The organism is Paraburkholderia sp. BR14320 (assembly GCF_040948665.1).
Lineage (GTDB): Bacteria > Pseudomonadota > Gammaproteobacteria > Burkholderiales > Burkholderiaceae > Paraburkholderia > Paraburkholderia youngii.
Genome location: NZ_JBFPKG010000020.1, coordinates 112,909 through 126,228, shown reverse-complemented (window position 1 = coordinate 126,228; position 13,320 = coordinate 112,909). Strand labels below are relative to the sequence as shown.

13 protein-coding genes are annotated in these 13,320 nt (G+C 62.4%); 4 read left to right on the top strand and 9 right to left on the bottom strand.

Features of this window, described 5'->3' with window-relative positions; all coding sequences use genetic code 11:
• The 6 genes from AB3X89_RS19975 to AB3X89_RS19950 form a co-directional block, all read right to left on the bottom strand.
• Positions 1 to 619, bottom strand: a 619-nt coding sequence (locus AB3X89_RS19975; protein WP_368584795.1) for an ABC transporter ATP-binding protein, incomplete at its 3' end; no start/stop codon positions are given.
• A 20-nt stretch (positions 620 to 639) separates the two neighbouring features.
• Positions 640 to 1,809 carry an ABC transporter ATP-binding protein gene (locus AB3X89_RS19970; RefSeq protein WP_368584794.1) on the bottom strand — a complete coding sequence of 390 codons (1,170 nt, stop codon included), beginning with the start codon at positions 1,807 to 1,809 and terminating at the stop codon, positions 640 to 642.
• 26 nt (positions 1,810 to 1,835) lie between these two features.
• Positions 1,836 to 2,786 carry a branched-chain amino acid ABC transporter permease gene (locus AB3X89_RS19965; protein ID WP_368584793.1) on the bottom strand — a complete coding sequence of 317 codons (951 nt, stop codon included), beginning with the start codon at positions 2,784 to 2,786 and terminating at the stop codon, positions 1,836 to 1,838.
• Positions 2,787 to 3,014: 228 nt separating this feature from the next.
• A complete protein-coding gene (locus AB3X89_RS19960) occupies positions 3,015 to 4,217 on the bottom strand; it encodes a branched-chain amino acid ABC transporter substrate-binding protein (RefSeq protein ID WP_368584792.1) in 1,203 nt (400 codons plus the stop codon).
• Positions 4,218 to 4,760: 543 nt separating this feature from the next.
• Entirely contained in the window at positions 4,761 to 5,720 is a 960-nt protein-coding gene (gene ispH, locus AB3X89_RS19955) for a 4-hydroxy-3-methylbut-2-enyl diphosphate reductase (RefSeq protein WP_018437873.1), read from the bottom strand.
• Between the two features lie 2 nt (positions 5,721 to 5,722).
• Positions 5,723 to 6,178 carry a peptidylprolyl isomerase gene (locus tag AB3X89_RS19950; RefSeq protein WP_062128641.1) on the bottom strand — a complete coding sequence of 152 codons (456 nt, stop codon included), beginning with the start codon at positions 6,176 to 6,178 and terminating at the stop codon, positions 5,723 to 5,725.
• 211 nt (positions 6,179 to 6,389) lie between these two features.
• On the opposite strand from AB3X89_RS19950, the gene radC reads away from it, so the two are divergent.
• The 4 genes from radC to nadB all read left to right on the top strand — a co-directional run bounded on the left by radC (position 6,390) and on the right by nadB (position 9,749).
• The gene (radC, locus tag AB3X89_RS19945) at positions 6,390 to 7,301 is read left to right on the top strand and encodes a DNA repair protein RadC (protein ID WP_368584791.1); all 912 of its coding nucleotides are present in this window, start codon (positions 6,390 to 6,392) and stop codon (positions 7,299 to 7,301) included.
• A 210-nt stretch (positions 7,302 to 7,511) separates the two neighbouring features.
• On the top strand, positions 7,512 to 7,745 hold the full coding sequence (gene rpmB, locus AB3X89_RS19940) for a 50S ribosomal protein L28 (protein ID WP_006050117.1): 234 nt from the start codon (positions 7,512 to 7,514) through the stop codon (positions 7,743 to 7,745).
• 10 nt (positions 7,746 to 7,755) lie between these two features.
• Positions 7,756 to 7,923: a 50S ribosomal protein L33 gene (rpmG, locus tag AB3X89_RS19935; protein WP_008919555.1), complete on the top strand. Its 168-nt coding sequence runs from the start codon at positions 7,756 to 7,758 to the stop codon at positions 7,921 to 7,923.
• A 227-nt stretch (positions 7,924 to 8,150) separates the two neighbouring features.
• Positions 8,151 to 9,749 carry an L-aspartate oxidase gene (gene nadB, locus AB3X89_RS19930; protein ID WP_368584790.1) on the top strand — a complete coding sequence of 533 codons (1,599 nt, stop codon included), beginning with the start codon at positions 8,151 to 8,153 and terminating at the stop codon, positions 9,747 to 9,749.
• A gap of 124 nt (positions 9,750 to 9,873) precedes the next feature.
• On the opposite strand, the gene nadC is transcribed toward nadB, so the two are convergent.
• The 3 genes from nadC to AB3X89_RS19915 all read right to left on the bottom strand — a co-directional run bounded on the left by nadC (position 9,874) and on the right by AB3X89_RS19915 (position 13,263).
• Positions 9,874 to 10,797: a carboxylating nicotinate-nucleotide diphosphorylase gene (gene nadC, locus AB3X89_RS19925; protein ID WP_368584789.1), complete on the bottom strand. Its 924-nt coding sequence runs from the start codon at positions 10,795 to 10,797 to the stop codon at positions 9,874 to 9,876.
• Positions 10,797 to 11,936, bottom strand: coding sequence for a quinolinate synthase NadA (nadA, locus tag AB3X89_RS19920; protein ID WP_368584799.1), 1,140 nt, complete (start codon positions 11,934 to 11,936; stop codon positions 10,797 to 10,799). The genes nadC and nadA overlap by 1 nt, the downstream gene beginning before the upstream one ends.
• Before the next feature lie 130 nt (positions 11,937 to 12,066).
• Entirely contained in the window at positions 12,067 to 13,263 is a 1,197-nt protein-coding gene (locus AB3X89_RS19915; protein ID WP_176105247.1) for an acyl-CoA desaturase, read from the bottom strand.
• Positions 13,264 to 13,320 lie beyond the last annotated feature (57 nt).

Genomic DNA, 13,320 nt, shown 5'->3' with positions numbered 1-13,320 from the left:
GGATCTTGTCGAGCAGCTTGGTCAGCTCGACCTTCTCGGTGGCGTTCATGCCGGCCGCCGGTTCGTCGAGCGCGAGCAGCTTCGGATCGGTCGCCAGCGCACGGGCGATTTCGAGGCGCCGCTGGTGACCATACGACAGGTTGCGCGACGTGTAGTCCGCGTATTGCGTGATGCCGACGTAGTCGAGCAGTTCGAGCGCGCGCTCCTTGATTTCGCGCTCTTCCTTGCGTTCGGCCGGCGTCTGGAACACCGCGCCCAGCAGACCGTGCTTGGTGCGCACATGACGGCCGACCATCACGTTTTCGAGCGCGGTCATGCCGCCGAACAGGCGAATGTTCTGGAACGTGCGCGCGATGCCCGCCTTCGCGACCTGATAGACCGCGGTCGGCGTGTAGTTCTCGCCGTCGAGCTTGAACTCGCCCGAATCCGGCGTGTAGAGACCCGTGATCACGTTGAAGAAGGTCGTCTTGCCGGCGCCGTTCGGGCCGATCAGACCGTAGATTTCGCCCGCGCGGATCTGCAGGCCGACCTCGGAAAGCGCCTGCAAACCGCCGAAGCGCTTGTTGACGCCCTTCACCGACAGACGGATCGCCGCGTTGTTGCTTACGTTATCGCTCATGTCTTTTTCTCCACCGGACCTTATGCGCGCACCGGCTTCTTGCCGCTACGCTTTGCCAGCTTCGCAATCTTGTCTTCGTGCTTCGGCGCCGGCCACAGGCCTTCCGAGCGATACAGCATGATCACGACCATCGCGAGACCGTACAGCAGCTGACGGATCACTTCGGTATCGACGACTTCATGGCCGAAGATCATGTTCTGCAGCGGACCCATGGTGGAGCGCAGGAACTCGGGGAACACCGCGAGCAGCACCGCGCCAAGGATCACGCCCGGAATGTGGCCCATGCCGCCGAGCACCACACAGGCGAGCACCACGACCGATTCCCAGAACGTGAACGATTCCGGCGACACGAAGCCCTGGAACGCACCGAACATCGCGCCCGACAAGCCGCCGAACGACGCGCCCATCGCGAACGCGAGCAGCTTCACGTTGCGGGTGTTGATGCCCATCGCCTTGGCGGCAATTTCATCTTCGCGGATCGCGGCCCAGGCGCGGCCGATACGCGAATGCTGCAGACGCGTACACGTCCAGATCACGAACAACGCACACAGCACGAACAGGTAGTAGTACAGGTACACCGCCGGGAACTGCATGCCGAACAGCGAGTGCGACTGCGCGAAGCTGAAGCCGCCGATCTGCACCGGAGCGATCCCGGTGATCCCCTTCGGACCGTTGGTGATGTTTACCGGACGGTCGAGGTTGTTAATGAAGATCCGCACGATTTCCCCGAAGCCGAGGGTCACGATCGCCAGGTAGTCGCCACGCAGACGCAGCGTCGGCGCGCCGAGCAGAATCCCGAACATCGCGGCCAGCGCCATCGCGATCGGCACGATGATCCAGATCGGCACGTTCAGACCGTGCGGCGCGAGCGCCGCGATCCACTCGAATTGCGTCGACAGGTGCGGCGAACTGAGCAGCGCGGCCGTGTAGGCACCGATCGCGTAGAACGCGATGTAGCCCAGGTCCAGCAGGCCGGCAAAACCCACCACCACGTTCAGGCCGAGCGCGAGCATCACATACAGCATCGCGAAGTCGAGCACGCGGACCCAGTAGTTGCCGCCCGCGGCACCGATGATCATCGGTGCCGCGATCACGAAGATCGTCGTCAGGATGCCGATGGTCAGCGTCTTTGTGCGGTTCTTTTCGGGATTGAGCGTCGTGGACGGCTCGATCGGTTGAATTGAGGTCATGATTGTTGACTCCTTGTGGCCCGGGATCAGGCACGATCCGCGACACGTTCGCCGAGCAGACCCGACGGACGGAACACGAGCACGACGATCAGCACGATGAACGCGAACACGTCCTGGTAGTTACTACCGAACACGCCGCCCGTGAGGTTGCCGATATAGCCGGCGCCCAGCTGCTCGATCAGGCCGAGCAGCACGCCGCCGACCATCGCGCCGCCGAGATTGCCGATACCGCCGAGCACCGCCGCGGTAAAGGCCTTCAGGCCAGGGATGAAGCCCATGTAGAAGTGCGCGTTGCCGTATTCGGACGCGATCATCACGCCGGCGAGCGCAGCCAGCGCCGAGCCGATCATGAAGGTCGCCGAAATCACGAAGTTCGGGCTCACACCCATCAGGCTCGCGACGTTCGGATTCTCGGCGATCGCGCGCATCGCGCGGCCGAGCCTGGTCTTGTGCACGAGCAGCAGCAGGCCACCCATCACGACGAACGCCACCACGATGATCACGATTTCGGTCATCGAGATCACGGCGCCGGGCGTCGTGTCGGTGGCCTTGATCACGTTGATCGGGTCGGTGGGCAACAGCTGCGGGAACGGCAGCGGATTGCGCGACCAGATCATCATCGCGAGCGTCTGCAGCAGAATCGACACACCGATCGCGGTGATCAGCGGCGCGAGACGCGGTGCGCGGCGCAACGGCCGGTAGGCCACGCGCTCGATCGTGTAGCCGACCACCGCGCAGACTGCCGCCGCGATGAGCAACGCGATGACCAGCGTCAGCACGTTGCCGAGGCCGGGAAAGTGGTTCTGCAGCACACCTATGGCGGAGAGCGCAACCATCGCGCCCACCATCAACACGTCGCCGTGAGCGAAGTTGATGATGCCCAGAATGCCGTAAACCATCGTATAGCCCAGTGCGATGATGGCGTAGACACTGCCAAGCACCAGTCCATTCAGGATCTGCTGGATGAAGATATCCATTTATTGCTCCTTAGCCCGTGCGACTGGATTCGCGCTTTTCATCTGCCGGTGGGCGGTGATGCACTACGAATCTCAACGGCACTGCGGGTACTGATGTAAAAGACCGGTAAGGGTTATCCGCTGCCGGCTTGCTCTGACGACCGTGATGCGGTCGCGAGCTCCCCTTGGGCGGATGCAAAAACGGCACCGTTGGATGGTGTCGGTGCCGTCAGGCCGAACTTCCCGTCATCACATCTTTACGACGTCGAGCACTGCTTTCTTGCCGTCCTTGAAGTCGTAAAGCGTAATGGCGCCCTCTTTCAAATCACCCTTGTCGTCGAACGCGATGTGGCCGATTACCCCGTTGTAATCGGTCGAAGGCATCGCAGCCAGCACCTTGGGCGCCTCGATCGAATTAGCGCGCTTCATTGCATCGACGATCACGTACACAGCGTCATACGTGAACGGCGCGTAAATCTGCACCGGCGTGTGGAAGCGGTCCCCGTACTTCTTTTCGAAGTCCGCTCCGTTGGTCATTTTCGAAAGCGCGAGTCCTGCTTCCGAACAGACCAGGTTTTGCACGGCGGTACCCGCCAGCTCACCTACCTTGTCGGTACACACACCGTCGCCGCCAAGGATTTTTGCCCTGATACCGAGCGCCGCCGCCTGCTTCGTAAACGGCCCGCCCGTCGCGTCCATGCCGCCGAACATAATCGCGTCCGGCTGAACACTCTTGATCTTCGTGAGAATGGCCCGGAAATCCGTGGCCCTGTCGTTCGTCGCCTCCCGCGCGACGATCTTCGCGCCGCTCGCCTCGGCGGTCTTCGCGAATTCGTCCGCGAGACCTTTGCCGTAGGCGGTCGCATCGTCCACGATCGCGATCCGTTTGGCGCCCAGCGCCTTCGTCGCGTAATTGGCGAGCGCGGGACCCTGTTGCGCGTCGGTCGCGACTACCCGATAAGTCGTCTTGAACCCCTGCTGCGTGTAGGCCGGATTCGTCGACGACGGCGAGATCTGCACGATGCTCGCGTCGCTGTAGATCTTCGACGCCGGAATCGAGACCCCGGAGTTCAGGTGCCCGATCACCGCGACCACGTGATCGTCGACCAGTTTCTGCGCGACGGCGGTACCCGTTTTCGGGTCCGCCGCATCGTCCTGCGCGTCGAGTTGCAGCTGGATCTTGCGACCGTCGATCGTCAGCCCCTGCGCATTGATTTCCTCGACCGCGAGGCGCGCCCCATTTTCGTTGTCCTTGCCCAGGTGCGCGATGCCGCCCGTCAACGGGGCCGCATGACCGATCTTCACGATAGTCGCTTCACTCGTAGAAGCGACCGCCGCGGACGAAGCCGCCGATGCGCCCGCACCCGCTTCGCCATCCTGTTTCTTGCCGCACGCGGTCAGCATCGCAACCGCGGCCGCGATGGACACGGCGTAAGCAAATTTGACTCGCATCAAGTAAGGTCTCCTGCGCCTTGCAAAATCCACTGTCCAGGACCTCAAGGCCTTGAGAACGCGCGCATTGTAACTCCAATTATGCGGGTGGCAATATTGTTGAACCGGTGGGGTTTTCCTGCATTGCAACCTGATATTGAAAGCAAAATCCGCTAAAAAGAGCAACCCGGTTGCGATCCGTTTGCGTGCATCAGTTGCACCGCCGCCGAACCCGATGGCATCAAGTGTTGTGGCCAGTCGGCTTGAATGCCGGATGGGCCGGGGCTTGCGTCCGATACGTCCTTTTATCTCGCGTGCGTCAAGAGCACCAATTCAGTGCATGATTAATTCTTCTTAAGCTCCTTACTTATGTTAAAACGGGGACGCATCGCTCGAAAATCAATAAAAGACCCGATCACAATTCAAAATAGTTTGTGCGCGAGAGCACTGAAACGTCCGAATTCATTCGATCAGGCACCTATTTTCTCAGCGACCCCACAGAGTCGCGCCCAAAAAAAAGCGCGCCCTCGGGCGCGCTTTCCTTTCAGCGATGCTAACGGATTGTCAGGCTGGCAGGCCGAGCCCGCGCGGCAGCGGAAACGCGATGTTTTCCTCGATGCCTTCGAGCGCGCGCACGTTGCGCACACCCAGCTCACGCAGACGCGCGATCACTGCCTGCGCCAGCACCTCCGGCGCCGACGCACCAGCGGTCACGCCGATGCGGCGCTTGCCCTCGACCCAGACCGGATCGATCTGATCGGGCGAATCGACCATATAGGCCGGCACACCGAGCTTCTCTGCAAGCTCGCGCAAGCGGTTCGAATTCGAGCTGTTTGGACTGCCGACGACGATCACGACGTCGCACTGCGGCGCCATGAACTTCACGGCGTCCTGGCGATTCTGCGTGGCGTAGCAGATGTCCTGCTTCTTCGGCTCACGGATGGACGGATACTTGGCCTTCAGCGCACCGATGATTTCGGCGGCGTCGTCGACCGACAGCGTGGTTTGGGTGACGAACGCGATCCGCTCGGGATCGGCGAGCTGCAACGCCTGCACATCCTCGATATCCTCGACCAGATGCATGCCCTCGGCCGCCTGACCCATCGTGCCTTCCACTTCCGGGTGGCCTTTGTGGCCGATCATCACGATGTCGAAACCGTCCTGGCGCATCTTCGCGACTTCGATATGCACCTTGGTCACGAGCGGACAGGTGGCGTCGTACACTCGCAGCCCGCGCGACTCCGCCTCCGAACGCACGGCCTTCGACACGCCGTGCGCGCTGAAGATCACCGTGTTGCCCGCCGGCACTTCCTCCAGGTTCTCGATGAAGATCGCTCCCTTCTTGCGCAGGTCTTCGACCACATAGGCGTTATGGACGATTTCGTGACGCACGTAGATCGGTGAGCCATACAGCTTGATGGCCCGCTCGACGATCTCGATCGCCCGGTCGACGCCGGCGCAGAAACCGCGTGGCTGGGCCAGCAGGATCTCCGCTTCGGCAAGAGTCGTATCCGTGATGCTCATGTTTACAAAATCCCGATGATTTTCACTTCAAACGCCAGCGCCTGGCCGGCAAGCGGGTGATTGAAATCGAACAGGGCCGACGTTTCGCCGACTTCCTTCAGCACGCCGGCGTAGCGCCCGCCGCCCGGCGCGTTAAATTCGACCAGGTCACCCGGGGAAAAATCCTCGCCGATCATGCTGTTCTCCCGCAGCGTGGCGAGGGACACGCGCTGGATCAGATCCGGATTGCGCGGGCCGAACGCCTGACCCGGCGCTAGCTGAAAGGTCGAATGGTGGCCCACCTTCAAACCCAGCAAAATATCTTCCAGCGGCGGCGCCAATTGACCTGCACCGAGCAGCAACGTGGCCGGCTTGTCGTTGAACGTGTTGATCACTTCGGCGCCATCGGCAAGGGAAAGCCGGTAATGCAGCGTGACGTGTGAACCGGGTTTCACCTCGGAAATATCGATGATGCTCATGCAATGCTCGCTCAGTCGAAGCGCGCTGCACGCGTGCGCCGCGGGCGCAGTCGACGCGTGTGGCAGACCGTCGGGGTGCCGTGCGCAAAGCGTCTATTGTAAGCCACCTAGCGGGCGCCGGCTTGAGTCCGTCGCGCGCGTGGGCGGCACGGCCGTCCGGCGCGTTGCGCCGCTTGTGCGCCGTCAACCTTACGCGGAGGACTCTATATATATGGCTGATTTCGCCAGCACAATCGACGAAACACCTGCGGCAACGCTGCGACCGAAGGCGCGGGCACGCGCCACAGGCGGCGTGAAAGCCGCCTCCAACCGGTCGGCCAAGACTCCTTCGGAAGCCGCCGACTCTGCCGTCCGCAGCCGGCGGCAACTGTTCCGGGGCAAATGGCTCCGGCGCGACATGCCGCGCGAGCGACTGATCGACCAGGGCCCCGACGTGCTGTCGGACACCGAAATGATCGCGCTCGTGCTCGGCTCCGGCCTGCCCGGTCACGACGTGTTCAGCGTCGCGCGGGCGCTGCTCGATCGCTTCGGCTCACTGCGCGCGATGCTCGACGCGACTTATGAGGATTTCGACGGCATTCGCGGCATTGGCCCGGCAAAAAAGGCGCAATTGCTCGCGATCATGGAAATGGCGCGTCGCTCCCTCGTGGACAAGATGCGCAAGCGCCCGCTGATGAATTCGCCCGAAGCAGTCGAAAGTTATCTGCGCCTTCTGATCGGTGGACAGCCGCAGGAGGTGTTCGTGTCGCTGTTCCTCGACGCGCGGCATCGGCTGATTCGCTGCGAGGAAAGCGCGCGCGGCTCGCTCACGCGCATGGCCGTGTATCCGCGCGAGATCGTGCGGCGGGCGCTCGCCGCGAACGCGGCCAGCCTGATCGTCGCGCACAATCATCCGTCCGGCGCCGTTGAGCCGAGTGCCAGCGACTGCCGCCTCACGCAGACACTGCGCGACGCGCTCGCGCTCGTCGATGTGCAGCTGATCGATCATCTGGTAATCGGCGCGGACAGCGTATACTCGTTCGCCCGCGCCGGCTGGCCGGGGCTCGCGCGTAAGCCCGCTGGAGCGCGGGAAGCGGAAGGGCCACCCCACAGTGCGGTGTCCCGCATCGCAAATAAGGTTTGATTTTGCGGCTTTTTTTCTGCTAGAATTCCGGTTTGCCTATTTCCAACCCCCTGTTCCGAAGCCATCAAGGCGTTCCGCAAAGGTCAGGCGGCTGTGGTAGCGAAGTGCCTCGATGCAAATTCGGCGCAAGTTCGTACACTCTCAGCGCGGCTCTTTTCGGGAAACTTTCACGGCGTTCGAACTCAGAATTAGCGTATTAGGAGTGCTCTCATGGCACGCGTATGCCAAGTAACTGGGAAAGCGCCGATGAGCGGCAACAACGTTTCCCACGCGAACAACAAGACCAAGCGCCGGTTCCTGCCGAACCTGCAAAGCCGCCGTATCTGGGTGGAAAGCGAAAACCGCTGGGTGCGTCTGCGTATTTCGAACGCGGGCCTGCGCCTGATCGACAAGAACGGTATCGACGCTGTGCTCGCAGACCTGCGCGCGCGCGGTGAAGCCTAAGGAGTAAATCATGGCGAAAGGCGCACGCGACAAGATCAAGCTGGAATCGACCGCAGGCACGGGTCACTTCTACACGACGACGAAGAACAAACGCAACATGCCGGAAAAGATGCTGATTAAGAAATTTGATCCGGTCATCCGCAAGCACGTTGACTACAAGGAAACCAAGATCAAGTAATCTTGGCTCTCCAGCCTGACGAAGGCAAAAAACATGAAAAGCCTCGCATCCGTGCGAGGCTTTTTTGTTTTTGGGCGGTCTTCGCGATAGGGCAGCAATGCGCGCGCAAACCGCCCTATTCCGTTCAGCCAGCTTTCGCTAGGGCGTCGTGGCGCGTATCCTTTGTCGTTTTCGCGGCGTGCGGTTCGCGCGCCGTCATCGCAATATGAAAGACGGAGATGTGGGCAATGGAATTCGATGTGGCGATTGTCGGTAGCGGTCTGGCTGGATTGAGCGTCGCGCTCAATCTTGCGCAGACACGGCGCGTTGCTGTGATCGCCAAGCGATCGCTGACCGAAGGCGCGAGCGACTGGGCGCAAGGCGGCATCGCCGCGGTGCTGGATTCCGCGGATAGCGTCGAGAATCACGTGCGCGACACGCTGATTGCGGGTGGCGGTCTATGCGACGAGGCTGCGACGCGCTTCATTGTCGAACATGGGCGCGCCGCGATCGAATGGTTGATCGAGCAGGGCGTGCCATTCACGAAAGACGACGCCGCCGAGCTGGGCTTTCATCTGACGCGCGAAGGCGGCCATAGCCATCGCCGGATCATTCACGCGGCCGACGCGACCGGCCATGCGGTCGTCGCCACGCTCAGTGAGCAGGTGCGCCATCATCCGAACATCGTGCTGTTCGAAGATCATCACGCGATCGACCTGATCACGTCCGAACGTCTCGGCCTACCCGGCCGCCGCTGCCATGGTCTGTATGCGCTCGATCTGCAAAGCGGCCGCACCGTTACGATCGAAGCGCCGCATACGGTGCTCGCGACCGGCGGCGCGGGCAAGGTCTACCTCTACACGACCAACCCCGACACCGCGACCGGCGACGGCATCGCGATGGCATGGCGCGCCGGCTGTCGCGTGGCGAACATGGAATTCATCCAGTTCCACCCGACATGCCTGTTTCACCCGTACGCGAAGTCGTTCCTGATTTCGGAAGCAGTACGCGGTGAAGGCGGGATTCTGAAGCTGCCGGACGGCACTCGCTTCATGCCCAATCACGACGAGCGCGCGGAGCTTGCGCCGCGCGATATCGTCGCGCGGGCGATCGACTTCGAGATCAAGAAACGCGGCATCGACTGCGTGTACCTCGACATCAGCCACCAGCCGGCCGCGTTCCTGCACGAGCATTTCCCGACGATCCTGGCCCGTTGCCTCGAGTTCGGCATCGACATCACAAAACAGCCGATTCCGGTGGTACCGGCCGCGCATTACACGTGCGGCGGCGTCGTCACCGACCTGGCGGGGCGCACTGACCTCGCGGGTCTCTACGCGGTCGGCGAAACGTCCTGCACCGGCCTGCACGGCGCGAACCGGCTGGCCAGCAATTCGCTGCTCGAATGCCTCGTGGTTGGCCGCGCGGCCGCCGAGGCGATCGAAGCGGAAGGCTTCGCCGCCGCCGTGCACGCGCCGCTGCCGGCTTGGGACGAAAGCCGCGTGTCCGATCCGGACGAGGAAGTGGTGGTCGCGCACAACTGGGACGAACTGCGCCGGCTGATGTGGAACTACGTCGGCATCGTGCGCACCGACAAACGGCTCGAGCGCGCGAAGCACCGGCTCGCGCTGTTGCGTGACGAGATCCACGAGTACTACGCGAACTTCAAGGTGAGCCGCGATCTGCTGGAGCTGCGCAATCTGGTCGACGTGGCGTCGCTGATCGTGGACGGCGCGCGCTCACGGCGCGAAAGCCGCGGCCTGCATTTCAGCCGCGACTGGCCTGCCACATTGCCCAAGGCGCTGCCGACGGTGCTCACGCCGAAATATGTCCGAAGGCCGAATGCCTGACGACATCGCGCCGAAGCATACCCTGAAACGGCGCCGTAAATAACAAGGCCATTGCCGGCAAACTCCGGCAATGGCCTTGTTCGGTCGTCAGGAGCGTCGATCGATGCGCTAAAACGCGCGACGCTTAAACGATCCGCATCGAGTAGTCGGTCGCACGCACGTCCTTGGTCAGCGCGCCAATCGACACGCGATCCACGCCCGTCTCCGCGATCGTGCGCACGGTCTCGAAATTGACGCCACCGGACACCTCGAGCACCGCGCGACCGGCCGTGATGCGAACCGCGTCGCGCATCATGTCGAATGAGAAGTTGTCGAGCAGGATCGACTGCGCGCGATGCGCGAGCGCGGTTTCCAGTTGTTCGAGCGTCTCGACTTCGATCTGGATGGGCACGCCCGCATTCAACGCGTGCGCCGCATCCATCGCCGCACCCACGCCGCCGGCCGCCGCAATGTGGTTTTCCTTGATCAGAATGCCGTCGTACAGCGCGAGCCGCTGATTGGCACCGCCGCCGACGCGCACCGCGTACTTCTGCGCGAGCCGCAATCCCGGCAGCGTCTTGCGCGTATCGAGAACGCGTGTGCTCGTATGGGCAATCGCGTCGACATAGCGGCGGGTCGCGCTTGCCACGCCCGACAGCAACTGCAGGAAATTCATCGCGTTACGCTCTGCGGTCAGCAGCGCGCGCACCGGCCCGCGCAGATCGCAGACCGTCGTATCGGCGCTCATGCGCTCGCCCTCGCGGTAACGCCATTGAACTTCGATGCGCGGATCGACCGCACGCATCACCGCGTCGAACCAAGGCACGCCGCACAGCACCGCCTCCTCGCGCACGATGATGCGCGCGTTGCGAACGTCATCGGCAGGCACGAGGCGGCCGGTCTGGTCGCCGCTACCGATATCTTCGGCGAGCGCATCGGCGACATTGCGCGTGAGCGCCGCGTCGAACGCCGCGCCGTACTGCGCGTGAATCTCCGCGAAAAGCGGCGATGTTGCGTCGGCCTCATCGCGCGCCACTGCCTGCTCAGGCGCCTTCTGCACCGCCGTCATTACGCTGCTCCCACGTTCGAATACAGTTGCGCGTCGCGCGCAAGATCGCCGCTCGCCTGCACGCGCTTCTTGTGACGGGCCGCGAAATCGAGCATACGGTCGATCGGCAGACGCGCCCGCTCGCCGATCGCGCGATCGACGAAGATCTCGTTATGGCCGCGCTCGAGCACATCGGCCAGATTCGCGAGGCCGTTCATCGCCATCCACGGGCAATGGGCGCAGCTCTTGCAGGTCGCGCTGTTGCCGGCCGTCGGCGCGGCGATCAGCGTCTTGCCGGGCGCGGCGAGTTGCATCTTGTGCAGGATGCCGAGGTCGGTCGCGACGATGAAGTGCGTCGCGTCGAGCTTCTGCGCAGCATCGATCAACTGCGTGGTCGAGCCAACCACGTCCGCCAGCGCGACCACGTTGGCCGGCGACTCCGGATGCACGAGCACCTTCGCGTGCGGATATTCGGCGCGCAGCAGATCGAGCTCGATGCCCTTGAATTCGTCGTGCACGAGGCACGAGCCCTGCCACATCAGCATGTCCGCGCCGGTCTTGCCCTGGATGTAGCTACCCAGATGACGGTCCGGTGCCCAGATGATCTTCTCGCCTCGCGCATGCAGATCGGCGACGATTTCCAACCCGATCGACGACGTCACCATCCAGTCCGCGCGCGCCTTCACGGCCGCGCTAGTGTTCGCGTACACGACCACCGTGCGGTCCGGATGTGCGTCGCAGAACGCCGAGAACTCGTCGACCGGACAGCCGAGGTCGAGCGAACAGGTCGCGTCCAGATCCGGCATCAGAATGCGCTTATCTGGACTGAGAATTTTTGCGGTCTCACCCATGAAGCGCACGCCCGCGACCACCAGCGTCTGCGCTTCGTGATCGCGCCCGAAGCGCGCCATTTCCAGCGAATCGGCCACGCAACCGCCGGTTTCGTCTGCAAGCTCCTGCAATTCAGCGTCAACATAATAATGCGCGACCAGCACCGCTTTCTCGCGCTTGAGTAACTCGCGGATGCGCGCCTTCAGCGCCCGCTTCTCCTCCGCGGACGGCGTCTCGGGCACCTTCGCCCACGCCTGCCCGATCCCGCAGGTCGTGCCCTGCGCCTGAGGCCGATCGAATTCGACGGTCCTGATCGCCTGCTGCTCCATCATCTCCTCTGCCCTCACCTGGCCGCCGCGGCTTGCCACTCGCGCAACACGCGCAACGCATTTGCACGGCCCAAAAATGCAAAACCCCGCCAACGCGGGGTTTTGTGACGTCCTTAAATTTTAATAGATTTCAGGCATAGCGACGCAGTCGCATCGCGAAGTCTTGCAGCGCCTTGATCCCGCTCTGCTCGGCGCGATGGCACCAGTCCTGCAATTGCGCCAGCAATTGCTCGCGCGACGCGTTGGAGCGCTCCCACATCGCCGCCAGTTCGTTGCGCATGTCGATGTAGGTCTTCAGCTTCTGGCTGCTCGCAAAAATTTGCGGCAGCTGGAGCCTCTGCGGCTCATTGAGGCCCGCCTCTTCCTTGTGGAACCAGCTACGCGCACCGCGCATCACCTGATACTTCTCGCGTGCGCCGACTTCCTTCAGATGCGCGAGCTCCTGACGGTACGCGCGCTTGATCGCCTTCGCGTAACGCTCCATCACTTCGTAGCGGTTCGCGAGCACGGCCTGCAGCGTGTCCTGATCGAGCACGAGCTTGCCGGTGGTCAGCCGCGGCGTCGGCGCGATCTTCTTCACCTTGGCCAGACGAAATGCCTGCATGATGCGGATGTACATCCAGCCGATGTCGAACTCGTACCACTTGTTCGACAGCTTCGCCGACGTCGCGTACGTGTGGTGATTGTTATGCAGTTCCTCGCCACCGATGATGATGCCCCACGGGAAAATGTTGGTGCTCGCATCCGACGAATTGAAGTTGCGATAGCCCCAGAAGTGCGCGAGGCCGTTGACCACGCCTGCGGCCCAGAAAGGAATCCACACCATCTGCACGGCCCAGATGGTCAGACCGACGACGCCGAACAGCGCGACGTTGATCACCATCATCAGGCTCACGCCGAGAATCGGGTATTTCGTGTAGACGTTGCGCTCGATCCAGTCATTCGGCGTACCGTGACTGAACTTGCGCATCGTTTCTTCGTTTTTGGCTTCGGTGCGATAGAGTTCGGCGCCTTCGAGCAGCACCTTCCAGATGCCGCGCGTCTGCGGGCTGTGCGGATCCTCTTCGGTTTCGCACTTCGCGTGATGCTTACGGTGAATCGCGGCCCACTGGCCGGTCAGCATACCGGTGGTCATCCACAGCCAGAAACGGAAAAAATGGCTGGCGATCGGGTGCAGATCCAGCGCGCGATGCGCCTGGCAGCGATGCAGATAGACGGTCACGCCGATAATCGTGATGTGCGTCACGATCAGCGTGTACACGACGAGTTGCCACCACGAGAAATGCAGCAGTCCGTGGGCAAGGAAATCGAGCAAAGAATTCAACAAGGTAAGTTACCTGCAGAACGAGAGATACGAAGCACACGCGGCGCGTGTGTCATGAAA

Coding starts and splice junctions, on each gene's coding strand:
- nadA (WP_368584799.1), bottom strand. CDS start 11,936: ATGGAGCAGCAGGCGATCAGGACCGTCGAATTCGATCGGCCTCAGGCG.
- AB3X89_RS19970 (WP_368584794.1), bottom strand. CDS start 1,809: ATGACCTCAATTCAACCGATCGAGCCGTCCACGACGCTCAATCCCGAA.
- ispH (WP_018437873.1), bottom strand. CDS start 5,720: ATGAGCATCACGGATACGACTCTTGCCGAAGCGGAGATCCTGCTGGCC.
- nadC (WP_368584789.1), bottom strand. CDS start 10,797: ATGACGGCGGTGCAGAAGGCGCCTGAGCAGGCAGTGGCGCGCGATGAG.
- AB3X89_RS19950 (WP_062128641.1), bottom strand. CDS start 6,178: ATGAGCATCATCGATATTTCCGAGGTGAAACCCGGTTCACACGTCACG.
- nadB (WP_368584790.1), top strand. CDS start 8,151: ATGGAATTCGATGTGGCGATTGTCGGTAGCGGTCTGGCTGGATTGAGC.
- rpmG (WP_008919555.1), top strand. CDS start 7,756: ATGGCGAAAGGCGCACGCGACAAGATCAAGCTGGAATCGACCGCAGGC.
- radC (WP_368584791.1), top strand. CDS start 6,390: ATGGCTGATTTCGCCAGCACAATCGACGAAACACCTGCGGCAACGCTG.
- rpmB (WP_006050117.1), top strand. CDS start 7,512: ATGGCACGCGTATGCCAAGTAACTGGGAAAGCGCCGATGAGCGGCAAC.
- AB3X89_RS19965 (WP_368584793.1), bottom strand. CDS start 2,786: ATGGATATCTTCATCCAGCAGATCCTGAATGGACTGGTGCTTGGCAGT.
- AB3X89_RS19960 (WP_368584792.1), bottom strand. CDS start 4,217: ATGCGAGTCAAATTTGCTTACGCCGTGTCCATCGCGGCCGCGGTTGCG.